Source organism: Guyparkeria sp. WRN-7, from assembly GCF_001641825.1.
Taxonomy (GTDB): Bacteria; Pseudomonadota; Gammaproteobacteria; order Halothiobacillales; family Halothiobacillaceae; genus Guyparkeria.
Genome location: NZ_LRFH01000014.1, coordinates 119,782 through 143,413, shown reverse-complemented (window position 1 = coordinate 143,413; position 23,632 = coordinate 119,782). Strand labels below are relative to the sequence as shown.

The following is a 23,632-nucleotide window of genomic DNA, read 5'->3' as shown; positions in this document are numbered from 1 at the left end:
GACGAATCGATGCAAGAGGTGACGACATGAAGGTACTGGTTATCGGTGGAGGCGGCCGCGAGCACGCCCTGGCATGGAAGATCGCCCAGTCCGCGCGGGTGGAAACGGTCTTCGTCGCCCCCGGCAACCCCGGCACCGCCGAAGAGGCCAAGTGCCGCAACGTGCCGATTTCCGCGACCAACGTCGCCGAACTGGTCGCCTTTGCTGCCGACAATGCGGTCGACCTGACCGTGGTCGGCCCCGAGGCGCCGCTGGTCGAGGGTGTGGTCGACACCTTCCGCGACGCCGGTCTCGCCATCTTCGGCCCGACCCAGAAGGCCGCCCAGCTGGAGGGCTCCAAGGCCTTCGCCAAGGACTTCATGGAGCGCCACGGCATCCCCACGGCCACCTACCGGGTGTTCGACACGGCCGCCCCGGCGATCGACTTCGTCCACGAACACGGTGCGCCGGTGGTAGTGAAGGCCGACGGCCTGGCGGCCGGCAAGGGCGTGATCGTCGCCCAGAGCATCGAGGAGGCCGAGGCGGCCATCCGCGACATCTTCGGTGGTCAGTTCGGCGCGGCCGGTGCGCGCGTCGTGGTCGAGTCGTTCCTCGAGGGCGAGGAGGCGAGCTTCATCGTCATGGTGGACGGCGAACACGTCCTGCCGATGGCCTCCAGCCAGGACCACAAGGCCCGCGACGCGGGCGACAAGGGGCCCAATACCGGCGGCATGGGCGCCTACTCGCCCGCCCCGGTGCTCGACGAGGCCATGATCGCCAAGGTCATGGAGCAGGTGATCGAGCCGACCGTAAAGGGCATGGCCCTCGACGGCCTGCCCTACACCGGCTTTCTCTACGCCGGCCTGATGATCGGTTCCGACGGTGAGCCGCAGGTGCTCGAGTTCAACTGCCGCTTCGGCGACCCGGAGACCCAGCCGGTGCTGATGCGCCTGGACAGCGACCTGGTCGACCTGGTCGAGGCCGGCGTCAACGGCAGGCTCGACAAGACCCGCGCCGAGTGGCGCAATGATGCGGCCGTGGGCGTGGTGCTGGCCTCGGCCGGTTACCCGGAAAGCTCCTCGAAGGGCGACGTGATCACCGGCCTCGACCAGCTGCCCGAAGGCGTGAAGGCCTTCCATGCCGGCACGGCCGAGAAAGACGGCAGTGTCGTCACCAACGGCGGGCGGGTGCTCTGCATCACCGCGCTGGGCGAGACCGTCGAGACGGCGCAGCAGGCCGCCTACGCCGGGGTCGACAAGGTCCATTTCGAGGGCGGGTTCTGCCGCCGTGATATCGGCTGGCGGGCGATCGGCCGAGGCTGATTGGCATATCGACGCATGGCGTGACTGGCCATCGGTGAAAAAGCTGCTTTACTCCGTGTCCGGATAGCCCGTCACGGTGAACATCTCATGCGTCGCTTTCTTCCTCTGCTCGCGTCTTTCCTGCTTGTCGGCACGGCCCAGGCCGGCGACCTGTCGGTGGGCGACCCCGCACCGGGGTTCGTTCTGCCCGATCAGGACGGCGAGGCCCGCTCGCTTGCCGACTATCGTGGCGACTGGGTGGTGCTCTACTTCTACCCCAAGGACGACACCCCCGGCTGCACCACCGAGGCCTGCAGCTTCCGCGACAACATCAACCGGCTGATCGCGCAGAACGCCGTGGTGCTGGGGGTGAGCATGGACGATGTCGCCAGCCATGCCGCATTCGCCGCCAAGTACGAGCTACCCTTCCCGCTGCTGGCCGACCCGGAGGGCAAGGTGGTCGAGCGCTACGGGGCGCTGAGCGATTTCCTGGTGGTGAGGTTTGCCAAGCGTCAGACCTTCATCATCGGCCCCGACGGCAACATCGCGCGGATCTACCGCAAGGTGGACCCCGACGAGCACGTCAAGGAGGTGCTCGACGACCTCGAGGCATTGCAGGGCGGCTAACGCATCCCAGGCAAAAGAAAACCCCGGCACATGGCCGGGGTTTCTCGTTCCGGGGCGGCGGCGTGTCAGCCGCGGCGCATCGAGTCGTAGAACTCGTTGTTGGTCTTGGTCTGCTGCAGCTTGTCGAGCAGGAACTCCACCGCCTCGAGCTCGCCCATCGGATGGAGGAACTTGCGCAGGATCCACATCTTCTGCAGTTCCTCGGTGTCCGTGAGCAACTCCTCGCGACGGGTGCCGGAGCGGTTGATGTTGATCGCCGGGTAGACGCGCTTTTCCGCGATGCGGCGGTCGAGGTGGAGCTCCATGTTGCCGGTGCCCTTGAATTCCTCGTAGATCACCTCGTCCATCTTCGAGCCGGTGTCGACCAGCGCGGTGGCGAGGATGGTCAGGCTGCCGCCCTCCTCGACGTTGCGCGCCGCGCCGAAGAAGCGCTTGGGCCGGTGCAGGGCGTTGGCGTCGACGCCGCCGGTCAGCACCTTGCCCGAGGACGGCACGACGGTGTTGTAGGCGCGCGCCAGACGGGTAATCGAATCGAGCAGGATCACCACGTCGCGCTTGTGCTCGACCAGGCGCTTGGCCTTCTCGATCACCATCTCGGCGACCTGCACGTGGCGCGGGGCCGGCTCGTCGAAGGTCGAGGCGACCACCTCGCCGCGCACGGTGCGCTGCATCTCGGTGACTTCCTCGGGGCGCTCGTCGATCAGCAGGACGATCAGGTCGCACTCGGGGTGGTTGGCGGTGATGCTCTGCGCGATGTTCTGCAAGAGCATCGTCTTGCCCGCCTTGGGCGGGGCGACGATCAGGCCGCGCTGGCCCTTGCCGATCGGGGCGACGATGTCGATGATCCGCGCAGTCAGGTCCTCGGTCGAGCCGTTGCCGCGCTCCATGCGCATGCGCTTCTCGGCATGCAGCGGCGTGAGGTCGCCGAACAGGATCTTGGTCTTGGAGGCCTCGGGCTTCTCAAGGTTGATCTTCTCGATCTTCAGCAGCGCGAAGTAGCGCTCGTTGTCCTTCGGCGGGCGGATCGTGCCGCTGATGGTATCGCCGGTCTGCAGGTTGAAGCGGCGAATCTGCGAGGGCGAGACGTAGATGTCGGCCGGGCCGGCGAGGTAGGAGCCGTCGGCGCTGCGCAGAAAGCCGAATCCGTCCGATAGGATTTCCAGTACGCCGTCGCCGTGGATCGACTCGCCCGTCTTGGCGTGCGCCTTGAGCAGGGCAAAGATCACGTCCTGCTTGCGGGTCCGGGCGATGTTGTCCAGTCCCATCGACTGGGCCAGCTCCATGAGTTCCGGAACGGGCTTGCTCTTGAGTTCGGTTAGGTTCATTCGGATGGATTCGTCGTGGGGACCCAGGCGGGCCACAGATGGATAATCAACGGGATGTCGAAGGGTGAAATCAACTGCTGAGATCGGAAGGTCGCCGAGGTGCGACCGGACGACAGAAGGGGCGTGTCGTCGTTAGCTGGCGGGAGTTTGGCACAGAACCGGCTGCTTGCCAAACATGTCAAGGTCTTTTTTCGTGATGCGGGCGAGGCCGTGCAGCCCCGCCTGCTCGCCGGTTGGCGTGACCCGTCGTTACAGTGCCGAGTCGATGAAGTCGGTCAGCTGCGACTTGGAGACGGCGCCGACCTTGGTGCCCTCGACCTTGCCGTTCTTGAACAGCATCAGGGTCGGGATGCCGCGAATGCCGTTCTGGCGCGGGGTCTCCGGGTTCTCGTCGATGTTGACCTTGGCGATCTTGAGCTTGCCGGCGTAGTCGGCAGCGACTTCGTCGAGGATCGGCGAGATCATCTTGCAGGGGCCGCACCACTCGGCCCAGAAGTCCACCAGCACCGGCTGGTCGCTGTTGATGACCTGGGCTTCGAAATCCGCATCGGATACGTAGACGATGTTGTCGCTCACGGCATGACTCCTAAATATCAGTGACTGTTAATGCCTGTCGGGCAATTGTTCATCCCTGGACGCCGCATTTCAAGCGGATGCGCCCCGCAGTGCTATTCTGCCGGCGATCGGCCGAGCCTGCTCGGCAGAATTCTCCGAGTATGGCCCGCCCCTCACGCTGACGCAAAGAGAAACCCTTCTGCATGGCCTCACTGACCGAACTCCGCTACGTGGTTGCCGTCGCGCGCGAGCTGCACTTCGGCCGCGCCGCCGCTCGCTGTTTCGTCAGCCAGCCGACGCTGAGCGTCGGAGTCAAACGGCTGGAGGAGTCGTTGGGGGTGCAGATCTTCGAGCGGGCCAGCCGTTCGGAGGTGCAGGTCACCCCCGAGGGTCGGGCGATCATCGAGCAGGCCGAGCGGGTGCTTGGCGAGATGGAGCGCCTCGAGGACCTGGCCCACACCCGCCGCGATCCGCTGGCCGCGCCCCTGCGGGTCGGGCTGATCCACACCGTGGGCCCCTACCTGCTGCCGCACCTGATCGGCCGCCTGCACGAACTGGCCCCGCGGATGCCGATCGAGATCACCGAGGGGATGACGGCCGATCTCGCCGAACAGCTCGAGCACGGCGAGCTGGACGTGGTGGTGCTGTCGCTGCCGTTCGAGGCGCCGGGCGTGACGGTCGAGCCGGTCTACCGGGAACCATTCACGGTCGCCGTGCCGGCCGACCATCCGCTGGCGGAGCAGGATGCCGTGGAACCCGACCAGCTGGCCGAGCACGACCTGCTGCTGCTTGGCCGCGGCCACTGCTTTCGCGATCAGGTGCTGGGGGTCTGTCCACGCTGCAACGATGGCCGGACCTTCGGCCGCCTGCAACGCACGCTCGAAGGCGGGTCGCTGGAGACCATGCGCATGATGGTCGCGAGCGGCGCCGGCATCACCGTGCTGCCTTGCGCCTCGACCGAGAACAGCGAAGCGACGGGGACGCGGACGCTGGTGCGTTATCTGCCCTTCGGCCGCGACATCCCGGCTCGCGACATCGCGCTGGCCAGTCGCAGGCGGTTCTCCCGCCCACAGGCGGTCGCCGTGCTGGCGCGCTCGATCCGCGAGACGCTGCCCGCCTGCTGCCAGCCGTTGCCGGCCGGCGAGCCGGTCAGTCGAGGATGAGCACTTCCTCGGCCTGCGGGCCCTTGCGCCCCTGACCGATCTGGTACTCGACCTTCTGGCCTTCGGTCAGGCGCGAGGCGCCGCCGTCGCTGATGGCGCGGAAGTGGACGAACAGGTCCTCGCCGTTCTCGCGGATGATGAAGCCGAAGCCCTTGTCGACGTTGAACCACTTAACGGTGCCGGTCTCGCGCACCGGATCGTGTTCGACGGCGACCTCCTTGGGGCGCAGGCTCGGCTTGGCGGGGCGCTGGGTCAGCCGGGCGGCGAGCAGGGCAATGACGAGAATGACCGCGGCTGAGGCGAGAAACTGTGCCGGGCGCTGGTCGAGGTAGTCGTAGATCTGGCCGATGGCCAGCGCACCGATAATGGCGAGGCCGAGAGTGACGAGGAAGGCGGTGAGTCGGGAGTCCTGCCAGGTTTTCATAGGGTTGGTCTTGTTCCGTTCTGGTTGTGTGATGTCGTGTAGCGGTCTTGCGATGCCGGACGCGCCGGGCACCCGGGAGTGTCCCGGCAAGATTCAGTAAGCCGGGATCGCCGCGTGGCCTCGGACCACGACCCGCCGTCCGCGGGGTCTGCGCCGGCAGGATAGTCGGGCCGGGCCACGACGGGTCACGAGACAGGCGGGCGGCTGGTATTCTGTCACATTTGCCATCGGCCTGATGCCCGGCATCGCTCGGGGCGGGCCGGCGCGGATCACAGAAACGAGGGGGCGGCATGTCCGGCAAGCACGGCGAGTGGGTCTACGAGACAGTCGAGGAGATGGGCGCGCGTTTCGGCATCCGCGTGACCGAGAAGCTGCTCGACGAGCAAACGCCCTACCAGCACCTCGAGGTCTGGCGTACCGAGCACTGGGGCAACCTGATGCTGCTCGACGGGGTGATCATGCTTTCCTCGCTGGAGAACTACATCTACCACGAGATGATGTCCCACCCGGCGTTGCAGACCCATGCCGCGCCACGCAACGTCGTCATCATCGGTGGCGGCGACTGCGGCACCCTGAGCGAGGTGCTCAAGCACGTCGAGGTCGAGTCGGTGGTCCAGATCGATATCGACGAGGCGGTCACCCGCGCCGCCGAACGTTTCTTCCCGGAACTGACCGCCCGTAACGACGACCCGCGCGTATCGCTCCGGTTCGAGGACGGGGTGGCCTGGATGCGCAATGCCGACTCGGAAAGCGTCGACGTGATCATCGTCGATTCCACCGATCCCATCGGCCCGGGCACCGGCCTGTTCGGCCCGGACTTCCTTGCCGACTGCCACCGCGTGCTGCGCGAGGACGGCATCATGGTCGGTCAGAGCGAGTCGCCGTTCTACCACATGCCGTTGATGATCGATTACCACCGCGCCATGGCCGCGGCGGGCTTTGCCGAGCGCCGCTCGCTGCTGTTCCCGCAACCGGTCTACCCCGGCGGCTCGATCACCGGCACGCTCGCCCGCAAGGACGCCTCGCTCGAGGAGATCCGCCCGTTGGCCGATGGCATCGCCACCCGCTTCTACAGCACGGACCTGCACCGCGGCCTGCTGGCCACGCCGCCGTTCATGCGCGAGGCCCTGGGCGACGTCTAGTCGCGCGCACGCTTTCCCCTGGTTTCGTTGAAAATCCCCGCCCCGGCCCCATGTCGGGGTCACCGGGCCCGTTCATTCACGCTTACCCCGCTGTCCGCCATGCCCCACTCCGAATCGCCCGAGCTGATCATCATCCGGCCCGCCCCGGAATTGCAGCTCAAGTCCTGGCACACGCGCCGTCGTTTCCGCAATATCCTGATCAACAACCTGCGGACGGCTCTCGACGGCATCCCGAACGAGATCCGTGTCGATCAGGGGCGGCTGCTACTGCGCACCCCGCAGGTCGATGCGGCCGCCGAGCGCATCGAGCATGTCTTCGGCGTGGCTTCCTACTCGCCGGTCGACGCGGTGATCGAGCCGACCGTGGAGGCCCTGTGCGAAGCAGCCCGGTCCCGTTTTGCCGACGTGATCCGTGGCCGGAGCTACGCCGTGCGCTGCAAGCGTCACGGGGGCGTGCGTCTGTCGACGCGCAAGGTCGAGCAGCAGGTGGGGGCGGCGCTCAATCCCTTCGGCACGGTCAATCTCGATGAGCCGGATGTGCGCGTGGAGATCGATCTGGTCGAGGAAGGCGCCTGGGTGTTCACTCAGCGCCGGCCCGGACCGGGGGGCGTGCCGCTGGGCGTGCAGGACCGGGCGGTGACCCTGATGTCTGGCGGCTTCGATTCGGCCGTGGCCGACTGGTACACCATGCGTCGCGGCGTGGGCACCGACTACGTCTTCTGCAACCTGGGCGGGGCGACGCACGAGAACATGGTCACGCGTATCGCCCACCATCTCACCCGGGAGTGGGCGATCGGTGACCGGCCGCGGCTGTTCGTGGTCGATTTCCTGCCGGTGGTCGCCGACATGCGTGCCCGGCTGCCTGGCGAGGTCTGGCAGGTGGTCCTGAAGCGCCTGATGTACCGGGCCGGCGAGGGCGTGGCGCGGCGCATCGGCGCCCAGGCCCTGGTCACCGGCGAGGCGTTGTCGCAGGTGTCCTCGCAGACCTTGTCGAATCTCAACAGCATCGATCCGGCCTCCGATCTGCCGGTGCTGCGGCCGCTGATCGGCTTCGACAAGACCGAGATCATGAAGCTCGCCCGGCGGATCGGTACCTATGAGCTGTCCGAGGGGGTGCCAGAATTCTGCGCCCTGTCGCTGAGCAAGCCCTTGGTGGCCAGTCGTCGCGGGCGGATCGATCGCGAGGAGCAGCAGCTCGACGCGAGTCTCCTGGAGCGGGCGGTGGCCGAGGCACGCGAGATCGACCTGGTCGGCCTGACCGAGGAGGATCTGATCGAGCCGGACGTCCTGACCGATACCATTGCGGCGGATGCCGAGGTGATCGACTGCCAGCCGCCGCGTCGCTTTCGCGACTGGCATCTGCCCGGCGCGACCAATCTCCCGCCGGACGAGCTGGCGCGCCGTTACGAGTCGCTGCCGAAGGACCGCTCGTATCTGCTCTACTGCCTGCGCGGGGCGAACGCGCCGGTACTCGCCGAGCGCATGCAACGGGCCGGTCTCGACGCGCGTGCCTTCCGCGGCGGGGTGAGCCGGCTGCGCCGCGCCTTCGAACGGGGCGATCCCGAGGTTGCGGTTGCCGGTGGCGAGGCTCGATAACTGCTGGATTTGACAGCGGTTTCCGTTATACTGCCGCGCCCCCGGGAGCGGTGTCGCGCCCATTTCTGTTTTTAATCCCGGCGGGTCGATTGGCCGGAGGTCCGGCAGGAGGTTCCCATGCGTTATCCAGATCGATTTCCCGTGATCGTCATCGGCGGCGGACACGCCGGCACCGAGGCGGCGCTGGCGTCCGCGCGCATGGGCGTGGAGACCCTGCTGGTCACCCACAATATCGAGACCCTCGGTCAGATGAGCTGCAACCCGGCCATCGGCGGGATCGGCAAGGGCCACCTGGTCAAGGAGATCGACGCGCTCGGCGGGGCAATGGGCCACGCTGCCGACCGCGGCGGCATCCAGTTCCGCATCCTCAATGCGCGCAAGGGCCCGGCCGTGCGCGCCACCCGTGCCCAGGCCGACCGCGTCCGTTACAAGGCCGCTGTGCGCCACATGCTGGAGAACCAGCCGCACCTGACCCTGTTCCAGCAGGGCGTCGACGACCTGATCCTCGAGGGCGAGCGGGTGGTCGGCGTGCGTACCGCCGGCGGCATCGAGTTCTACGGCGAGTCGGTGGTGCTGACTGCCGGCACCTTCCTCGCCGGCCAGATCCACGTCGGGCTGGAGCGCTCCGAGGGCGGTCGCGCTGGTGATCCGCCGGCGAAGAAGCTGGCCGACACGCTGCGCTCGCTCGACCTGGGTGTGGCGCGCCTGAAGACCGGCACCCCGCCGCGGCTTGACGGTCGCAGTCTCGACTTTTCCGTGATGCAGGCGCAGCCGGGCGACGACCCGACGCCGGTGTTCTCCTTCCTCGGCTCGGCCGAGGAGCATCCGCGCCAGGTCGAGTGCTTCATCACGCACACCAACGAGCGCACCCACGAGATCATCCGCGGTGGACTGGACCGCTCGCCGATGTTCACCGGCGACATCGAGGGCATCGGTCCGCGTTACTGCCCGTCGATCGAGGACAAGATCCACCGCTTCGCCGACAAGGCCTCGCACCAGATCTTCGTCGAGCCCGAGGGCCTCGATACCCACGAGGTCTACCCGAACGGCATCTCGACCAGCCTGCCCTTCGACGTGCAGCTGGAGTTGGTGCGCTCGATCCGTGGCTTCGAGAACGCGCACATCACCCGGCCGGGCTATGCGATCGAGTACGACTTCTTCGATCCGCGCGGTCTCAAGCCTACGCTCGAGACCCGCGGCATCGAGGGGCTGTTCTTCGCCGGGCAGATCAACGGCACCACCGGCTACGAGGAGGCCGCCGCCCAGGGTCTGATGGCCGGCGCCAACGCCGCGGCGCGCGTGCTCGACCGCGATCCGCTCACCCTGCGCCGCGACCAGGCCTACCTCGGCGTGCTGGTCGACGATCTGACCACGCAGGGCACGCTCGAGCCCTATCGCATGTTCACCAGCCGGGCGGAGTATCGCCTGATGCTGCGCGAGGACAATGCCGACCAGCGCCTGACCGAGATCGGCCGCGAGCTCGGTCTGGTCGGCGAGCATCGCTGGCGTGCCTTCAACGAGAAGATGGAGGCGATCGAGGCCGAGCGCGGCCGGCTCAAGGACATCTGGGTCCACCCGGGGCACCCGGCCGCCGACAAGCTCGAGGGGTCGGTGTCGCGCAACGTCACCGCACTCGACCTGCTGCGCCGCCCGGAGCTCGACTACGCCGCGATCGCCGCGGTCGACGAGCTGGCACCCGAGACCATGCCGGCCCCGGCGGTCATCGAGCAGCTCGAGATCGAGGCCAAGTATGCCGGCTACATCGACCGGCAGCGCGACGAGGTCGCCCGCTCGGTCAAGCAGGAGCAGGAGGCGATCCCGGATGATCTCGACTACGCCGACATCGCGGGGCTGTCCAACGAGGTGCGCGACAAGCTGGCCGCCCAGCGTCCGGCCACCGTCGGACAGGCCGCGCGCATCCCGGGCGTGACGCCGGCCGCCGTATCCCTGCTGCTGGTGCACTTAAAGCGCCGCGGCCAGCTGGCCCGCTCGGCCTGACCGCATGCCCGCGGCGCTATCCGGCGAGCAGCGCGAACGACTCGAGCGGCAGCTGTTCGACGGCGCGGCCCGGCTCGGCATCGAGATCGATCGGGACGTGGGCGCGCGCCTGATCGAGTACCTCGAGTTGCTCGCGCGCTGGAACCGTGCCTACAACCTCACTGCGGTGCGCGACCCCGAGGCCATGGTCACGCGCCACCTGCTCGATTCGCTGGCGGTCCTGCCGCACCTGCCTGTCTGCCCTCGCCTGCTCGACATTGGCAGTGGTCCCGGCATACCGGGTATGATCCTCGGGGTTTGTCGCCCCGACAGTGAGGTCACCTTGGTCGACTCCAATCTCAAGATGACGCGTTTTGCCGCCACCGCTCGGCGCGAGCTGGGGCTGGCGAACGTGAGCGTGCGCCGCGAACGCGTCGAGCAGCTCGACCCGGAGGCGCGCTTCGATTGCATCATCTCGCGCGCCTTTGCCTCGCTGGCCGACTTCGTTCGCCTGGGTGCGCCGCTGCTGGCCGACGGGGGGCAGCTGTTCGCCATGAAGGGGCGGCTGGATGCCGACGAGATCGGCGCGCTGCCCGAGGGCTTTGCCGTCACGGCCCGTCACGCGCTCGACGTGCCCGGTCTCGATGCCGAGCGTCACCTGCTGGTGATCGACCGGGAGGCGGTGGCATGAGCTGGGTGATCGCGATCACCAACCAGAAGGGCGGTGTCGGCAAGACCACCACCGCGGTGAATCTGGCCGCCGCGCTGCAGGCCTTCGGTCGGCGCGTGTTGCTGGTCGACATGGACCCGCAGGGCAACGCCACGGTGAGCGCGGGCTACGAGAAGAACGCGGTCGAGCGGCACATCGGCCAGGTGCTGCTCGAGGAGATTTCCGCCGAGGAGGCGCTTCTGCCCACCGACCCGGGCGGTTTCGATCTGCTGCCGGCGACCATCGACCTGGCCGGCGCGGAATTCCAGCTGGTCACCCGCATCGGCCGCGAGACCAAGCTGCGCCAGGCACTGGCGCCCCTGGTCGACGACTACGACTTCGTCCTGATCGACTGCCCGCCGGCACTCAACACCCTGACGATCAACAGCCTGGCGGCCGCCGACGACATCCTGATTCCGGTGCAGTGCGAATATTTCGCGCTCGAGGGGCTCTCCGCCCTGCTGGATACGGTCGAGCAGGTGCGCCTGGCACTGAACCCGGATCTCGGCATCGCCGGGGTGCTGCGCACCTTGTATGATGCGCGCAACCGGCTGGCACAGGACGTCAGCGAGCAGCTGCGACAGCATTTCGGTGAGCGGGTGTTCGATGCGCTGGTGCCGCGCAACGTGCGTCTGGCCGAGGCGCCGAGCCACGGCCTGCCGGCGATGTTCTACGACAAGAGCTCGACCGGGGCCGAGGCCCATGGCGACGTCGCGCGCGAACTGATCAAGCGGGCGCGCAAGCGCGGCAAGCTGGCCAAGCCCGCGGCGCTGCGTCAGGGCCGGGCCACCGAGCGCCGCTGAGCGCAGGGAACACAGGGGTAGACGATGAGCACGAAACGAAAGGGACTGGGTCGCGGGCTCGACGCCCTGCTGGGCACGGCTGACCGGCCGGAGCAGGAAGAAGGCGCGCAGCTGCGCGAACTGGCCGTCGACCTGATCAGCCCCAACCCCTTCCAGCCGCGCAAGCGTTTCGACGAGTCGGCCCTGACCGAGCTGGCCGACTCCATTCGCGCCCAGGGCGTGATCCAGCCGGTGGTGGTGCGCCGCCGTTCCGGCGAGTACGAGCTGATTGCCGGCGAGCGCCGCTGGCGTGCGGCCCAGAAGGCGGGGCTTGATCACATTCCGGCGGTGATTCGCGAGATCGATGACGATCAGGCCGCCGCGATGGCCCTGATCGAGAACCTGCAACGCGAGGACCTCGACGCGATCGAGCAGGCACAGGCGATGCAGCGTCTGATCAAGGAGTTCGAGCTGACCCATCAACAGGTGGCCGACGTGCTGGGCGTGTCGCGCCCGGCGGTCAGCAACGCGTTGCGGCTGCTCGACCTGGCTGCGCCGGTGCAGAAGCTGTTGCGCGAGCGGCGCATCGAGGCCGGGCACGCCCGCAGCCTCGCCGCCCTGCCGAAAAAGGAGCAGGCCGGCATCGCCGACAAGGTGGTGAGCCGCACCCTGACCGTGCGCCAGGTCGAGTCGATGGTCAGCCGCTACCTCAAGCAGTCGGGCACGCCGGAAACCCGCGACGACGATCCGGACACGCGCGCCCTCGAGCGCCGCCTTGGCGAGGCGCTGGGCACGCCGGTCAGCATCCAGGCCAATCGCCGCGGCAAGGGGAAGGTCACGCTGGCCTTCGACAGCCTCGACCAGCTCGACGGTCTGATCGACCGTCTCGCCGGCCCGGCGGATGCGGGGCGCCCGGCGGTCGACTGATCGCGGGCCGACTTCCGCCGCAGCGCATGCGGGCGGGCGCTTCCTTAGCGAGGCAAGGCATAATTGCTTGTCGTCCGGGGAGCGAGTCGCTACACTGGCCGCCAATTTTTGGGCCCCGAACATGACCGATTTGCACAACAAGCCCGATGAGGCCGGCCGCGGCAAGGCCGGCGGTGGCTACTGGCAGTCGCGCTTCAAGGGGCTGCTGCAGGTGGGTGCGGGCAACATGTTCGCCTCCAGCGTGATCGCCGGCCTGGTGATCGGGTTCGCGCTGGACAGCTGGCTGGACACCGCGCCGATCTTCATGCTGATCGTCGGGGCCCTGGGGTTCATCGGCGGGATGCGCAATGCGCGCAACTCCCTGCTGGCCACCGGTCGCGACGACGAACCGCGGGATTCGGATCGCTCATGAGCCGGATGGCCGATGCGATCACTCGTCGCGGGCGACGTGTGCTGACCGTTCAGCTGATCGTGCTGGCGGTCGCCGTCGTCGCGGCCTGGTTTTATTCCCCGCACGCGGCGCTTTCGGCCGCGGCGGGCGTGGCGGTTGCCATGGTGCTCGCCTGGATGCTGCGCCGGACGATGGCGCGGGCAACGGAGCTGGCGGTGGAGTCACCGCAGCAGAGCATGAACACAATGTATCTCGGGGCGGCAACGCGCTTTGTGGCGTTGCTTGCCCTGATGGCGGTTGGGCTCGGTTTGTTCGGCCTGGACGCGCGCTTCATGGTCGGGGCCTTCGTGGTCGCCATGATCGGCGGCGTTCTTGCGGCCCGCGGTCAGGATTCGGGCCGCCCGACCCGCCAGACAACAGATTGATTTCAAGCTTGAGGAGTTAGAGACAGTGGCTACGGAGAATGCGGGCGGCGGCCCGGTTGAATATATCCAGCATCACCTGACCAACCTCCACGTTGGCGAGGGCTTCTGGCAGCTGAACATCGACACGCTGTTCTTCAGCATCCTGCTGGGGGCGCTGATCGTGTTCGTCGCCATGCGCATCGGCCGCGGCCTGCGTGCGGAGACCCCCAACGGATTGCAGAATGCCGCCGAGGGCATCCTGGAGTTCGTCGACGAGCAGATCCGCGACTCGTTCGGCAGCCGCGCGCCGAAGATCATCGCCCCGCTGGCCCTGACCATCCTGCTGTGGGTCTGGCTCATGAACTTCATGGACCTGATCCCGGTTGACCTGCTGCCGGCCATCGCGTCGGGCCTCGGCATCGAATACCTCAAGGTCGTCCCGACCACGGACCTGAACACCACGCTGGCCATGGCGCTGTTCGTCTTCATCCTGACGATCTACTACAGCATCAAGGTGAAAGGGCTAGGCGGCTACATCAAGATGTTCCTGTTCCACCCCTTCGGCAAGTTCCTGATCCCGATCAACATCGTGATGACCGCGATCGACGAGCTTGCCAAGCCGATCAGCCTCGCGCTGCGTCTGTTCGGTAACATGTTTGCCGGTGAGCTGGTCTTCCTGCTGATCGCCCTGCTGACCCTGGGCGCCAGCATCAGTGCCAGCCTGCTCATCTGGTTCCCGCTGCAGGTCGTGCTGGACATGGCGTGGATTGCCTTCCACATCCTGGTCATCACGCTGCAGGCATTCATTTTCATGGTGCTCACCATCGTCTACATCGGTATGGCGCATACCCAGGACGACCACTGAGACACCGACCCGAGTTTCCTTTGACCCTTTGTTTTATTGATTAGGAGAAGAAGCCATGACCCCCGATATGCTCGCCACGATCTATGCCTACACCGCTGTTGGCGTTGGTGTAATCCTTGCCGCCGCCGGCCTGGGTTCGGCCATCGGCTGGGGCCTGATCTGTTCCAAGACCCTCGAGGGCATCGCGCGTCAGCCGGAGATGCGTCCGCAGCTGATGACCAACATGTTCATCTTCGCAGGTCTGATGGAGTCCTTCCCGTTCATCATCCTCGCGTTCGCCATGTGGTTCCTGTTCGCGAACCCGTTCGTTGGTGCCCTGACCAGCGCGATCGGCGCCCTCTAAATCGCGTCTTCGTGACCATGGTCCGGCTGACGCGGCGGGTCATCCCGCCGCGTCATGCTGACCGGAAACCCAATCCGTAGATACGCGAGGGGACATTGTGAGTATTTCGATCACACTGGTTGCCCAGCTGATCGCCTTCGTGGCAATGATCTGGCTGGTCAACAAATACCTGTGGGCGCCGCTTTCCGCCTTGATGGAAGCGCGTCGCAAGAAGATCGCTGACGGCCTGTCCGCTTCCGAGCGCGGCAAGCACGAGCTGAAACTGGCCCAGGAGCGCTCCTCGGAGCTGCTGCGCGAGGCCAAGGACAAGGCGAACGACATCATCGCTCAGGCGAACACGCGTTCGAACCAGATCCTGGAAGAGGCGCGTACCAACGCCAAGACCGAGGCCGAGCGCATCGTCGCCCAGGCCAACGCCGAGATCGACCGCGAGGTCAATCGCGCCAAGGAAGAGCTCCGTGCCCAGGTGGCCGATGTGGCCGCGACCGGCGCCGAGCGCATTCTCAAGCGCGAGGTGACGGACAAGGACCACGAATCCGCGATCTCAGATCTGATCGCTCGGATCTAAGACAAGCGGAGGCCCTATGTCTGACCACACCACAGTCGCCATCTCGTACGCGAAGGCAGTGCACGATCTCTGCGCCGATGCGGCGCAGGCCAAGCACTGGTCCGAGACGCTTGCCGGGCTGTCTGCCGTCGCGCAGAACGCCGACATGGTCGCGTTTCTCGGCGACGAGTCGCGCTCTCGTGCCGACCGGCTTGCCGGTTTCGTCAAGGTGGTCGAGGACCAAGTCGACGAGAAGGCGCTCAACCTCGTGCGCCTGCTCGGCGAGCGTGATCGCCTCGACCTGCTGCCGGAAGTTGCCGCGGCATTCGAGGAAATGCGCGCTGAGGCGGAACGCCGCATCGTGGCCTCCGTCGTCTCGGCCAAGCCTCTGACCGACGAGCAGTCGAACCAAATCAAAACAGCGCTCGGCAAGCGACTCGATCGCACCGTAGAGCTCGAAACTACCGTCGACGAAGACCTCATCGGCGGCGCAATCATCCGCGCCGGTGACCTGGTGATCGACGGATCGATGCGCGGAGAGCTCGAGCATCTTGCCGTACAAATGAGTCGCTAAGGAGATCTTCCATGATCAACCCGTCTGAAATCAGCAGTCTGATTAAAGAGCGCATCGAAAACTTCGATGCCGGCGCGGAAGCGCAAACCGTCGGCACCATCGTCTCGGTGGGCGACGGCATCATCAAAATCCACGGCCTGAGCGAAGCCATGCTGGGCGAAATGCTCGAGCTGCCGGGCGGCTCCTTCGCCGTGGCCATGAACCTCGAGCGCGACTCCGTCGGCGCCGTGGTTCTCGGCAACTACGAGCACCTGAAGGAAGGTGACCAGGTCAAGTGCACCCAGCGCATCCTGGAAGTCCCGACCGGCAAGGAGCTCCTGGGTCGCGTCGTCAACACCCTCGGTCAGCCGATCGACGGTCGTGGCGAGCTGAACGCCGAGACCACCGCCCCGATCGAGAAGATCGCCCCGGGCGTTATCGATCGTCAGAGTGTCGACCAGCCGATCCTGACCGGTATCAAGGCCATCGACTCGATGGTGCCGATCGGCCGTGGCCAGCGTGAGCTGATCATCGGCGACCGCCAGACCGGTAAGACCGCTGTCGCGATCGACACCATCATCAACCAGAAGGGCAAGGGCGTTTACTGCGTCTACGTCGCGATGGGCCAGAAGGCGTCCACCGTGGCCAACGTGGTACGCGAGCTCGAGAAGCACGGTGCCCTGGAATACACCATCATCGTGTCCGCGAGCGCTGCCGACCCGGCCGCCATGCAGTACCTGGCCGCCTACGCCGGCTGCACCATGGGCGAGTACTTCCGCGACCGCGGCATGGATTCCCTGATCGTGTACGACGACCTGACCAAGCAGGCCTGGGCGTACCGTCAGATCTCCCTGCTGCTGCGTCGTCCGCCGGGCCGCGAAGCCTACCCGGGTGACATCTTCTACCTGCATTCGCGTCTGCTGGAGCGTGCTTCGCGCGTCAACGAGGACTACGTCGAGAAGTTCACCGACGGCGAAGTGAAGGGCAAGACCGGCTCGCTGACCGCGCTGCCGATCATCGAGACCCAGGGCGGCGACGTTTCCGCGTTCGTTCCGACCAACGTCATCTCGATCACCGACGGTCAGATCTTCCTCGAGACCGACCTGTTCAACTCGGGCATCCGTCCGGCGATCAACCCGGGCATCTCCGTATCCCGTGTCGGTGGCTCGGCGCAGACCAAGGCGGTCAAGAAGCTGGCCGGCGGTATCCGTACCGACCTCGCCCAGTACCGTGAGCTGGCGGCGTTCTCGCAGTTCGCTTCCGATCTCGACGAGGCGACCCGCAAGCAGCTGGAGCGCGGCAAGCGCGTTACCGAGCTGATGAAGCAGCCGCAGTTCAAGCCGTTGTCGGTCACCGAGATGGCCCTGTCTCTCACCGCCGCCAACGAGGGCTTCCTCGATGACGTGCCGGTCGAGAAGGTCAACGACTTCGAAGCCGCCCTGCACGCCTACGCGTCCGACAACGCGGGCGAGCTGGCCAAGAAGATCGGTGACGAAGGCAACTACAGCGATGAGATCGCCGCCGAGCTGAAAAAGGTCGTTGAGGACTTCAAGGCCAAAGGCGTCTATTAACCGGGGGGCGAAATCATGGCCGTAGGCAAAGAGATTCGCACCAAGATCAAGAGCGTTCAGAACACGCGCAAGATCACCAAGGCGATGGAAATGGTCGCCGCATCCAAGATGCGGCGCGCCCAGGAAGCGATGGAGGCGACGCGTCCCTACGCCGAGAAGTTTCTCGAGGTAGTCGGGCACATCACCAACGCGCATCCTGAGTACCGCCATCCCCTGATGGTCGAGCGCGAGGTAAAGCGCGTACTGATGATCGTGGTGACCACGGATCGTGGCCTGTGCGGCGGGCTGAACGTCAACCTGCTTAAGCGCGTCGGCGAGACGATCCGTGAATACGAGAAGAATGGTGTCGAGGTCGACGTCATCCCGGTAGGCAGCAAGGGCCGTGCGTTCTTCCGCCGCTACGGGGGCAACGTGCTGACCTCCGTGACCGGTCTGGGCGACAAGCCGAGCTACGCTGCGATGCGCAAGGCGATCAACGCCGCACTGGCAGCGTTCGAGAACGGCGACGTGGATCGCATCGAGCTGGCGCGCAACGAGTTCGTCAACTCGATGACCCAGAACCCGACCGTCGAACAGATCGCACCGCTTCAGTACCAGGAGGACGAGAGCCTCAAGCACCACTGGGACTACATCTACGAGCCGGACTCGGAGATCGTCCTGGACGCGGTGCTCAAGCGCTACATCTCCGGCCTGATCGTGTCCGCAGCCGTGGAAAACGTGGCCTGCGAAATGTCGGCCCGTCGGATCGCGATGAAGAACGCGTCCGACAACGCCAGCGACATGATCACGGACCTGAAGCTGCAGTACAACAAGGCGCGTCAGGCGGCGATCACTCAGGAAATTTCCGAGATCGTATCCGGCGCGGCCGCCGTGTGACGACGGCACCAACCCATTTTTCGAATTGAAAGAGGAACACACATGAGTTCTGGAAAAATTGTCGAGATCATCGGGGCGGTGATCGACGTCGAATTTCCGCATGACCAGGTGCCTTCCGTCTACGACGCGCTGCGCGTTGACGACAACGGCCTGGTGATCGAGGTTCAACAGCAGATCGGTGACGGCATCGTTCGTGGCATCGCCATGGGCACCTCCGACGGTCTCAAGCGCGGCCTGGCCGTGAGCAACACCGGCAAGCCGATCTCGGTACCGGTCGGCAAGGGCACACTGGGTCGCATCATGGATGTCCTGGGCGAGCCGATCGACGAGGCCGGTGACGTCGAGACTGAAGAGAAGTGGTCCATCCACCGCAAGGCGCCGACCTTCGACGAGCAGTCCTCGGGTACCGAGCTGCTGGAGACCGGCGTGAAGGTCATCGACCTGCTCTGCCCGTTCGCCAAGGGCGGCAAGGTCGGCCTGTTCGGCGGCGCCGGCGTGGGCAAGACCGTCAACATGATGGAGCTGATCCGCAACATCGCGGTTGAGCACAGCGGCTACTCGGTATTTGCCGGCGTGGGCGAGCGTACCCGTGAGGGCAACGACTTCTACCACGAGATGAAGGACTCCAACGTCCTCGACAAGGTCGCCCTGGTCTACGGCCAGATGAACGAGCCGCCGGGCAACCGTCTGCGCGTCGCGCTGACCGGCCTGACCATGGCCGAGTACTTCCGTGACGAGGGCCGTGACGTCCTGATGTTCATCGACAACATCTACCGTTACACCCTGGCGGGTACCGAGGTTTCCGCACTGCTGGGTCGTATGCCGGCCGCGGTGGGCTACCAGCCGACGCTGGCCGAGGAAATGGGCGTTCTGCAGGAGCGCATCACCTCGACCAAGACGGGTTCGATCACCTCCGTCCAGGCGGTCTACGTACCGGCGGACGACCTGACCGATCCGGCTCCGGCGACCACCTTCGCCCACCTCGACGCGACCGTCGTACTGGCACGTGACATCGCCGCCATGGGTATCTACCCGGCGATCGATCCGCTGGACTCCACCAGTCGCCAGCTCGACCCGCAGGTTGTCGGTGAAGAGCACTACAACACCGCTCGCGGCGTGCAGACCACCCTGCAGCGCTACAAGGAGCTGAAGGACATCATCGCCATCCTCGGCATGGACGAGCTGTCCGACGACGACAAGGCGATCGTCTCCCGTGCTCGTAAGATCCAGCGCTACCTGTCGCAGCCGTTCTTCGTGGCCGAAGTGTTCACCGGTGCGCCGGGCCGCTACGTGCCGCTGAAGGAGACCATCCGCGCGTTCAAGGGCATCGTGGCCGGTGAATACGACCACCTGCCGGAGCAGGCGTTCTACATGGTTGGCACCATCGACGAAGCCGTCGAGAAGGCCAACAAGATGGCTGAGAAGGCCTGATAACGGAGGTCGACCATGGCTATGACTACCCGAGTCGACATCGTCAGCATGGAAAAGCCGATCTTCAGCGGGATGGCGACGTTCGTCACCATCCCGACCGAAGCCGGCGAAATGGGCGTGACCGCCCGCCACACGCAGACGTTGTCGGTACTGCGTCCGGGCGAAGTCCGGGTGCATCAGGACGACGGCTCGATCGTGCGCTATTTCGTCGGTTTCGGGGTGGTCGAAGTCCAGCCCCACGTCGTCAGCATCATCGCTGACTGGGCGCTGACGGAAGAGGACGCGAAGAGCCTGGATCCCAACGAGCTCGAAGCCCGCATGGGTGAAGAGGAGGAGTACGTTCAGGAGTACGAGCAGCGTGGGCAGCTCGACTTCACCTCGGCCGAGATGATCATGGTCGAGGCGGAAGAACGTCTCAAGTGGATCAAGTCGATGCGTGCGAGCCGCCACTGAGGCGAGCGTCGTAACGCGGTAAAGAAAGGGGCCCCCGGGGCTCCTTTTTTGTTTCCGCCGTCGATGGGCGGCACGAAACACGAGGAACTCGTCACATGAATGATTCGGCAAAAGGGAAGCTGCACGTCGTGGTGCTGGCCGCCGGCAAGGGCACGCGCATGCGCTCGGCGACCCCGAAGGTGCTGCACGAGATCGCCGGCCGCTCGATGCTGGCACACTGCCTGGATACCGCGAGCGGTCTCGATCCCGCCGGCATACGGGTGGTGATCGGTCACGAGGGCGAGACCGTGCTCGCCTCGCAGGCCGACCGGGAGGTGCAGTGGGTCTGGCAGCACGATCAGAACGGGACCGGACACGCCGTACAACTGGGCATCGAGGGACTGGATGCGGCTGCGGACGACCGGGTCCTGGTGCTGTATGCCGACGTGCCGTTGCTGGGCGGTGACACGCTCCGCGAGCTGGCCGCCACCGACGCGGTGGTCTCGCTGCTGACCGTGCACATGGATGACCCGACCGGTTACGGCCGGATCCTGCGCGACGAGAGCGGCAGCGTTCGCCGCATCGTCGAGCAGAAGGATGCGTCCGAGGCCGAGCGACAGGTCCAGGAGGTCAATACCGGCATCCTGATGGCACGCTACGGCGACCTGGTCAGCTGGCTGGATCGCCTCGAGGCCGGCAACGCCCAGGGCGAGCTCTACCTGACCGACATCGTCGAGATGGCCGCGGGCGAAGGCAAGCCGGTCGACGCCGTGATCGCCGGGGATGCCTGGGAAGTGACCGGCGTCAACGACCGGCTCGCGCTGGCCCGCCTGGAGCGGGTCTATCAGGAGCGGCAGGCCGAGGCACTGGCGCTGTCCGGCACCACGGTCGCCGACCCGACCCGGCTCGACATCCGTGGCACGCTCGAGTGCGGCACGGATGTCTCGATCGACGTCGGCTGCGTGTTCGAGGGCGAGGTGCGGCTGGGCGACAACGTGCGAATTGGCCCGCACTGCGTGCTACGCGACTGCGAGATCGGCTCCGGCTCGACCGTGGAGGCGTTCAGCCATGTCGATGGTGTGGTCGCCGCCGGCGACAATGCGATCGGTCCTTACGCCCGGCTGCGCCCGGGTGCCGCGCTCGACACGGCCGCGAAGATCGGCAACTTCGTCGAGGTGAAGGCCGCGCGCATCGGCGAGCGCTCCAAGGTCAACCATCTGTCCTACGTGGGTGACACGCGGGTCGGCGACGACTGCAATCTCGGCGCGGGCACGATCACCTGCAACTACGATGGCGCCAACAAGCACCACACCGAGATCGGTGACCGGGTGTTCGTCGGTTCGGCGTCGCAGCTGGTCGCGCCGGTCACGCTCGGCGACGACGTCACCGTGGGCGCCGGCTCGACCATCACGCGCAACGTGGCCGAAGGGCGGCTGGCCGTTGCCCGAGCGCGCCAGAGCGAGATCGACGGCTGGCGCCGCCCGCAGAAGAAGGGCGACTGAGCGCGAGCTAGTCGCCGTCGGGCAGGAAGCGGCCCAGCACGTCGTTGAGAAAGCGTAGCCCCTGGTCGGTCGGCCGGATCGTCTGGATGTCCCATTCGATCAGGCCGTCGTCTTCCAGGCCGCGCAGGGTCTTCGACACCACCGCGATCGGCATCCCGGTGCGCTCCTGGAACAGGCTGACCGGAAAGCCCTCGGTCAGTCGCAGGGCGTTGAGCATGAACTCGAACGGCAGATCCTGGCGGCTGATGTCGTGGGCGTCGATGTTGGCGGACTGCCCGGCCAGTTCCAGATACTGGTTGGGATGGCGGCTGCGCACGCGCCGCTCGATGCGGTTCTCCGCCGGCAGCGTCAGTTTGCCGTGCGCACCGGCACCAATACCGAGATAGTCGCCGAACTGCCAGTAGTTGAGGTTGTGCTGACAGGCATGGTCCGGCTGGGCGAAGGCCGAGATCTCGTAGTGTTCGTAGCCCGCGCCGATCAACCTATCCCGGCCCGCCTCGCCGATGCGGTCGAGGGTGGCCTCGGGTGGCAGTGCCGGCGGGCTGAAGGCGAAGGCCGTGTTCGGCTCGATGGTCAGCTGATACCAGGACAGGTGCGGCGGCTCCAGCGAGAGGGCCGTTTCGACGTCGGCCAGCCCGTCCGCTTCGGTCTGACCCGGCAGGCCGTGCATCAGATCGATGTTGAAGCTGTCGAGCCCGGCATCGTGGGCCGCCTCGATGGTCCGCCAGGCCGCGCGGCGGTCGTGGATGCGTCCGAGCCGTTCGAGCGAGCGGTCATTGAAGCTCTGTACCCCGATCGAGACCCGGTTGAAGCCGATCGCCCGGTATTCGGCCAGCCTTGATGCCATGTCGGTGCCCGGGTTGACCTCGAGGGTCACCTCGCGGGTGAACCGCAGGTCGAGCAGCGCGCGCAGACCCGACATCAGCCGGTCGAGCGCCTCGGGCGAGAACAGGCTCGGGGTGCCGCCACCGAGGAAGATGGTCTCGATCGGCCGCCCCCAGGTCAGCGGCAGTTCGGGCTCGAGGTCGCGCAGCAGGGCGTCGACGTACTCGGCCTCGGGCAGGTCGCGCCCCTTGAGCCCGTGCGAGTTGAAGTCGCAGTACGGGCATTTCTCGACACACCAGGGCAGGTGGATGTAGAGGGAAAGCGGCGGGTTGTCGGTGAACTGCAGCAGGGCCATGGCGTCAGTCGAGCTCCACGTCGGCCAGACATTCGATCAGCTGCTGGAGGGCGCGGGCGCGGTGACTGACGCGGTGCTTCTCGTCCGGGTCCATCTCGCCGACGCTCATGCCGTGCTCCGGCGAGAAGAACAGCGGGTCGTAGCCGAAGCCGCGCTCGCCGCGGGGCGCATCGAGCACCTCGCCTTCCCAGGTGCCTTCGACCACGATCGGTTCGGGATCCTCGGCATCGCGAACGAAGGCCAGCGCGCAGACGAAGCGGGCCGTGCGCGGCGTATCCGGACGCTTGGCAAGCTCGTCGACCAGCTTGGCGTTGTTCTCCGCATCGCTCGCGCCCTCAGCGGCGAAACGCGAGGAGAAGATGCCCGGCCGCCCGTCGAGGGCGTCGACCTTCAGCCCCGAATCGTCGCCGATCGCCGGACGGGCCGTTTCGGCGGCGGTATGGCGTGCCTTGATCAGGGCGTTACCGCGAAAGCTGTCGGCATCCTCCACCGGCGAGGCGACGTTCCACTGGCGCTGGGAGACGAATCGCAGCCGGACGAGGGTCGGGTGGCTTTCGGCCAGCACCCGTCGCATCTCCTCGAATTCGGCCATCTTGCCGTCGTTGTTGGTGGCGATCACGATGTCGATCATGCGGGCTCCGCGTGCGTGTGGCTTTTCCGGTCCGCGAGGATACTCGCAAGTCGCGGCGAATGCAGCGCCCCGGGAATCACCGGTTGCGCTAACGGCTTGCCCTGAGCGGGAAAAGCCGCTATAGTGCCGCGCTTTATGTGGAACCGAGCGGATTAGCGAAAAGGGGCGTCCATGAAAATTCTGTCTTCTCTCAAGTCGGCCAAGAAGCGACACAAGGACTGCCAAGTCGTTCGTCGTCGCGGCAAGGTTTACGTCATCAACAAGACCAACCCGCGTTTCAAGGCCCGCCAGCGCTGAGTCGCCGGCAGGTCTTATCGCGTGACACGAGGCCCCGCCATCGCGGGGCCTCGTTGCGTTCAGGGAATCCCTAGGCTCTTGAAAATCGCCGCGCCTGACCTA

At 66.2% G+C, this 23,632-nt stretch carries 26 protein-coding genes; 21 read left to right on the top strand and 5 right to left on the bottom strand.

Features of this window, described 5'->3' with window-relative positions; genetic code table 11:
• Nucleotides 1–26: 26 nt before the first annotated feature.
• On the top strand, nucleotides 27–1,301 hold the full coding sequence (purD, locus tag AWR35_RS05245; protein ID WP_058574897.1) for a phosphoribosylamine--glycine ligase: 1,275 nt from the start codon (nucleotides 27–29) through the stop codon (nucleotides 1,299–1,301).
• A gap of 87 nt (nucleotides 1,302–1,388) precedes the next feature.
• A complete protein-coding gene (locus AWR35_RS05240; protein ID WP_058574896.1) occupies nucleotides 1,389–1,907 on the top strand; it encodes a peroxiredoxin in 519 nt (172 codons plus the stop codon).
• 65 nt (nucleotides 1,908–1,972) lie between these two features.
• Here the strand turns inward: AWR35_RS05240 and rho are convergent, their stop codons facing one another.
• Nucleotides 1,973–3,232 carry a transcription termination factor Rho gene (rho, locus tag AWR35_RS05235; RefSeq protein WP_058574895.1) on the bottom strand — a complete coding sequence of 420 codons (1,260 nt, stop codon included), beginning with the start codon at nucleotides 3,230–3,232 and terminating at the stop codon, nucleotides 1,973–1,975.
• Between the two features lie 249 nt (nucleotides 3,233–3,481).
• The gene (gene trxA, locus AWR35_RS05230) at nucleotides 3,482–3,808 is read right to left on the bottom strand and encodes a thioredoxin TrxA (protein WP_058574894.1); all 327 of its coding nucleotides are present in this window, start codon (nucleotides 3,806–3,808) and stop codon (nucleotides 3,482–3,484) included.
• Between the two features lie 182 nt (nucleotides 3,809–3,990).
• On the opposite strand from trxA, the gene AWR35_RS05225 reads away from it, so the two are divergent.
• On the top strand, nucleotides 3,991–4,950 hold the full coding sequence (locus AWR35_RS05225) for a LysR substrate-binding domain-containing protein (protein WP_058574893.1): 960 nt from the start codon (nucleotides 3,991–3,993) through the stop codon (nucleotides 4,948–4,950).
• Here the strand turns inward: AWR35_RS05225 and AWR35_RS10910 are convergent.
• Nucleotides 4,937–5,143 carry a cold-shock protein gene (locus AWR35_RS10910; protein WP_058575250.1) on the bottom strand — a complete coding sequence of 69 codons (207 nt, stop codon included), beginning with the start codon at nucleotides 5,141–5,143 and terminating at the stop codon, nucleotides 4,937–4,939. The genes AWR35_RS05225 and AWR35_RS10910 overlap by 14 nt on opposite strands.
• 521 nt (nucleotides 5,144–5,664) lie before the next feature.
• On the opposite strand from AWR35_RS10910, the gene speE reads away from it, so the two are divergent.
• The 17 genes from speE to glmU all read left to right on the top strand — a co-directional run bounded on the left by speE (nucleotide 5,665) and on the right by glmU (nucleotide 21,422).
• Nucleotides 5,665–6,516 carry a polyamine aminopropyltransferase gene (gene speE, locus AWR35_RS05215; protein WP_058574892.1) on the top strand — a complete coding sequence of 284 codons (852 nt, stop codon included), beginning with the start codon at nucleotides 5,665–5,667 and terminating at the stop codon, nucleotides 6,514–6,516.
• A gap of 99 nt (nucleotides 6,517–6,615) precedes the next feature.
• On the top strand, nucleotides 6,616–8,112 hold the full coding sequence (locus AWR35_RS05210) for a THUMP domain-containing protein (RefSeq protein WP_058574891.1): 1,497 nt from the start codon (nucleotides 6,616–6,618) through the stop codon (nucleotides 8,110–8,112).
• A 117-nt stretch (nucleotides 8,113–8,229) separates the two neighbouring features.
• Nucleotides 8,230–10,110, top strand: coding sequence for a tRNA uridine-5-carboxymethylaminomethyl(34) synthesis enzyme MnmG (gene mnmG, locus AWR35_RS05205; RefSeq protein ID WP_058574890.1), 1,881 nt, complete (start codon nucleotides 8,230–8,232; stop codon nucleotides 10,108–10,110).
• Between the two features lie 4 nt (nucleotides 10,111–10,114).
• Nucleotides 10,115–10,780: a 16S rRNA (guanine(527)-N(7))-methyltransferase RsmG gene (gene rsmG, locus AWR35_RS05200; RefSeq protein WP_058574889.1), complete on the top strand. Its 666-nt coding sequence runs from the start codon at nucleotides 10,115–10,117 to the stop codon at nucleotides 10,778–10,780.
• Complete coding sequence (locus AWR35_RS05195) at nucleotides 10,777–11,601, top strand: AAA family ATPase (protein WP_058574888.1); 825 nt, start codon at nucleotides 10,777–10,779, stop codon at nucleotides 11,599–11,601. Before rsmG ends, AWR35_RS05195 begins: the two co-directional genes overlap by 4 nt.
• Before the next feature lie 24 nt (nucleotides 11,602–11,625).
• The gene (locus tag AWR35_RS05190; RefSeq protein WP_058574887.1) at nucleotides 11,626–12,507 is read left to right on the top strand and encodes a ParB/RepB/Spo0J family partition protein; all 882 of its coding nucleotides are present in this window, start codon (nucleotides 11,626–11,628) and stop codon (nucleotides 12,505–12,507) included.
• A gap of 121 nt (nucleotides 12,508–12,628) precedes the next feature.
• The gene (locus AWR35_RS05185; protein WP_058574886.1) at nucleotides 12,629–12,919 is read left to right on the top strand and encodes an AtpZ/AtpI family protein; all 291 of its coding nucleotides are present in this window, start codon (nucleotides 12,629–12,631) and stop codon (nucleotides 12,917–12,919) included.
• A complete protein-coding gene (locus tag AWR35_RS05180) occupies nucleotides 12,916–13,323 on the top strand; it encodes an ATP synthase subunit I (protein WP_058574885.1) in 408 nt (135 codons plus the stop codon). The genes AWR35_RS05185 and AWR35_RS05180 overlap by 4 nt, the downstream gene beginning before the upstream one ends.
• Before the next feature lie 25 nt (nucleotides 13,324–13,348).
• On the top strand, nucleotides 13,349–14,167 hold the full coding sequence (atpB, locus tag AWR35_RS05175; RefSeq protein ID WP_058574884.1) for a F0F1 ATP synthase subunit A: 819 nt from the start codon (nucleotides 13,349–13,351) through the stop codon (nucleotides 14,165–14,167).
• 55 nt (nucleotides 14,168–14,222) lie between these two features.
• Entirely contained in the window at nucleotides 14,223–14,510 is a 288-nt protein-coding gene (gene atpE / locus AWR35_RS05170; protein WP_058574883.1) for a F0F1 ATP synthase subunit C, read from the top strand.
• Between the two features lie 97 nt (nucleotides 14,511–14,607).
• Nucleotides 14,608–15,078, top strand: coding sequence for a F0F1 ATP synthase subunit B (locus AWR35_RS05165; RefSeq protein WP_058574882.1), 471 nt, complete (start codon nucleotides 14,608–14,610; stop codon nucleotides 15,076–15,078).
• 16 nt (nucleotides 15,079–15,094) lie between these two features.
• Nucleotides 15,095–15,631 carry a F0F1 ATP synthase subunit delta gene (locus tag AWR35_RS05160; protein WP_058574881.1) on the top strand — a complete coding sequence of 179 codons (537 nt, stop codon included), beginning with the start codon at nucleotides 15,095–15,097 and terminating at the stop codon, nucleotides 15,629–15,631.
• 11 nt (nucleotides 15,632–15,642) lie between these two features.
• On the top strand, nucleotides 15,643–17,181 hold the full coding sequence (gene atpA, locus AWR35_RS05155) for a F0F1 ATP synthase subunit alpha (RefSeq protein ID WP_058574880.1): 1,539 nt from the start codon (nucleotides 15,643–15,645) through the stop codon (nucleotides 17,179–17,181).
• 15 nt (nucleotides 17,182–17,196) lie between these two features.
• A complete protein-coding gene (gene atpG, locus AWR35_RS05150) occupies nucleotides 17,197–18,057 on the top strand; it encodes a F0F1 ATP synthase subunit gamma (protein WP_058574879.1) in 861 nt (286 codons plus the stop codon).
• Nucleotides 18,058–18,099: 42 nt separating this feature from the next.
• The gene (gene atpD / locus AWR35_RS05145) at nucleotides 18,100–19,488 is read left to right on the top strand and encodes a F0F1 ATP synthase subunit beta (RefSeq protein WP_058574878.1); all 1,389 of its coding nucleotides are present in this window, start codon (nucleotides 18,100–18,102) and stop codon (nucleotides 19,486–19,488) included.
• A gap of 15 nt (nucleotides 19,489–19,503) precedes the next feature.
• The gene (gene atpC, locus AWR35_RS05140; RefSeq protein WP_058574877.1) at nucleotides 19,504–19,941 is read left to right on the top strand and encodes an ATP synthase F1 subunit epsilon; all 438 of its coding nucleotides are present in this window, start codon (nucleotides 19,504–19,506) and stop codon (nucleotides 19,939–19,941) included.
• Nucleotides 19,942–20,036: 95 nt separating this feature from the next.
• Nucleotides 20,037–21,422, top strand: a complete 1,386-nt coding sequence (gene glmU, locus AWR35_RS05135; protein WP_058574876.1) for a bifunctional UDP-N-acetylglucosamine diphosphorylase/glucosamine-1-phosphate N-acetyltransferase GlmU — start codon at nucleotides 20,037–20,039, stop codon at nucleotides 21,420–21,422.
• Nucleotides 21,423–21,429: 7 nt separating this feature from the next.
• Here the strand turns inward: glmU and hemW are convergent, their stop codons facing one another.
• Both hemW and rdgB read right to left on the bottom strand, forming a co-directional pair.
• Nucleotides 21,430–22,602, bottom strand: coding sequence for a radical SAM family heme chaperone HemW (gene hemW, locus AWR35_RS05130; RefSeq protein WP_156413939.1), 1,173 nt, complete (start codon nucleotides 22,600–22,602; stop codon nucleotides 21,430–21,432).
• 4 nt (nucleotides 22,603–22,606) lie between these two features.
• A complete protein-coding gene (gene rdgB / locus AWR35_RS05125) occupies nucleotides 22,607–23,233 on the bottom strand; it encodes an RdgB/HAM1 family non-canonical purine NTP pyrophosphatase (protein WP_058574875.1) in 627 nt (208 codons plus the stop codon).
• A 171-nt stretch (nucleotides 23,234–23,404) separates the two neighbouring features.
• Between rdgB and ykgO the strand changes: the two genes are divergently transcribed.
• Nucleotides 23,405–23,530: a type B 50S ribosomal protein L36 gene (gene ykgO, locus AWR35_RS05120; RefSeq protein ID WP_058574874.1), complete on the top strand. Its 126-nt coding sequence runs from the start codon at nucleotides 23,405–23,407 to the stop codon at nucleotides 23,528–23,530.
• Nucleotides 23,531–23,632 lie beyond the last annotated feature (102 nt).

Coding starts and splice junctions, on each gene's coding strand:
- purD (WP_058574897.1), top strand. CDS start 27: ATGAAGGTACTGGTTATCGGTGGAGGCGGCCGCGAGCACGCCCTGGCA.
- AWR35_RS05240 (WP_058574896.1), top strand. CDS start 1,389: ATGCGTCGCTTTCTTCCTCTGCTCGCGTCTTTCCTGCTTGTCGGCACG.
- rho (WP_058574895.1), bottom strand. CDS start 3,232: ATGAACCTAACCGAACTCAAGAGCAAGCCCGTTCCGGAACTCATGGAG.
- AWR35_RS05225 (WP_058574893.1), top strand. CDS start 3,991: ATGGCCTCACTGACCGAACTCCGCTACGTGGTTGCCGTCGCGCGCGAG.
- speE (WP_058574892.1), top strand. CDS start 5,665: ATGTCCGGCAAGCACGGCGAGTGGGTCTACGAGACAGTCGAGGAGATG.
- AWR35_RS05210 (WP_058574891.1), top strand. CDS start 6,616: ATGCCCCACTCCGAATCGCCCGAGCTGATCATCATCCGGCCCGCCCCG.
- mnmG (WP_058574890.1), top strand. CDS start 8,230: ATGCGTTATCCAGATCGATTTCCCGTGATCGTCATCGGCGGCGGACAC.
- rsmG (WP_058574889.1), top strand. CDS start 10,115: ATGCCCGCGGCGCTATCCGGCGAGCAGCGCGAACGACTCGAGCGGCAG.
- AWR35_RS05195 (WP_058574888.1), top strand. CDS start 10,777: ATGAGCTGGGTGATCGCGATCACCAACCAGAAGGGCGGTGTCGGCAAG.
- AWR35_RS05190 (WP_058574887.1), top strand. CDS start 11,626: ATGAGCACGAAACGAAAGGGACTGGGTCGCGGGCTCGACGCCCTGCTG.
- AWR35_RS05185 (WP_058574886.1), top strand. CDS start 12,629: ATGACCGATTTGCACAACAAGCCCGATGAGGCCGGCCGCGGCAAGGCC.
- AWR35_RS05180 (WP_058574885.1), top strand. CDS start 12,916: ATGAGCCGGATGGCCGATGCGATCACTCGTCGCGGGCGACGTGTGCTG.
- atpE (WP_058574883.1), top strand. CDS start 14,223: ATGACCCCCGATATGCTCGCCACGATCTATGCCTACACCGCTGTTGGC.
- AWR35_RS05160 (WP_058574881.1), top strand. CDS start 15,095: ATGTCTGACCACACCACAGTCGCCATCTCGTACGCGAAGGCAGTGCAC.
- atpA (WP_058574880.1), top strand. CDS start 15,643: ATGATCAACCCGTCTGAAATCAGCAGTCTGATTAAAGAGCGCATCGAA.
- atpG (WP_058574879.1), top strand. CDS start 17,197: ATGGCCGTAGGCAAAGAGATTCGCACCAAGATCAAGAGCGTTCAGAAC.
- atpD (WP_058574878.1), top strand. CDS start 18,100: ATGAGTTCTGGAAAAATTGTCGAGATCATCGGGGCGGTGATCGACGTC.
- atpC (WP_058574877.1), top strand. CDS start 19,504: ATGGCTATGACTACCCGAGTCGACATCGTCAGCATGGAAAAGCCGATC.
- glmU (WP_058574876.1), top strand. CDS start 20,037: ATGAATGATTCGGCAAAAGGGAAGCTGCACGTCGTGGTGCTGGCCGCC.
- hemW (WP_156413939.1), bottom strand. CDS start 22,602: ATGGCCCTGCTGCAGTTCACCGACAACCCGCCGCTTTCCCTCTACATC.
- rdgB (WP_058574875.1), bottom strand. CDS start 23,233: ATGATCGACATCGTGATCGCCACCAACAACGACGGCAAGATGGCCGAA.
- ykgO (WP_058574874.1), top strand. CDS start 23,405: ATGAAAATTCTGTCTTCTCTCAAGTCGGCCAAGAAGCGACACAAGGAC.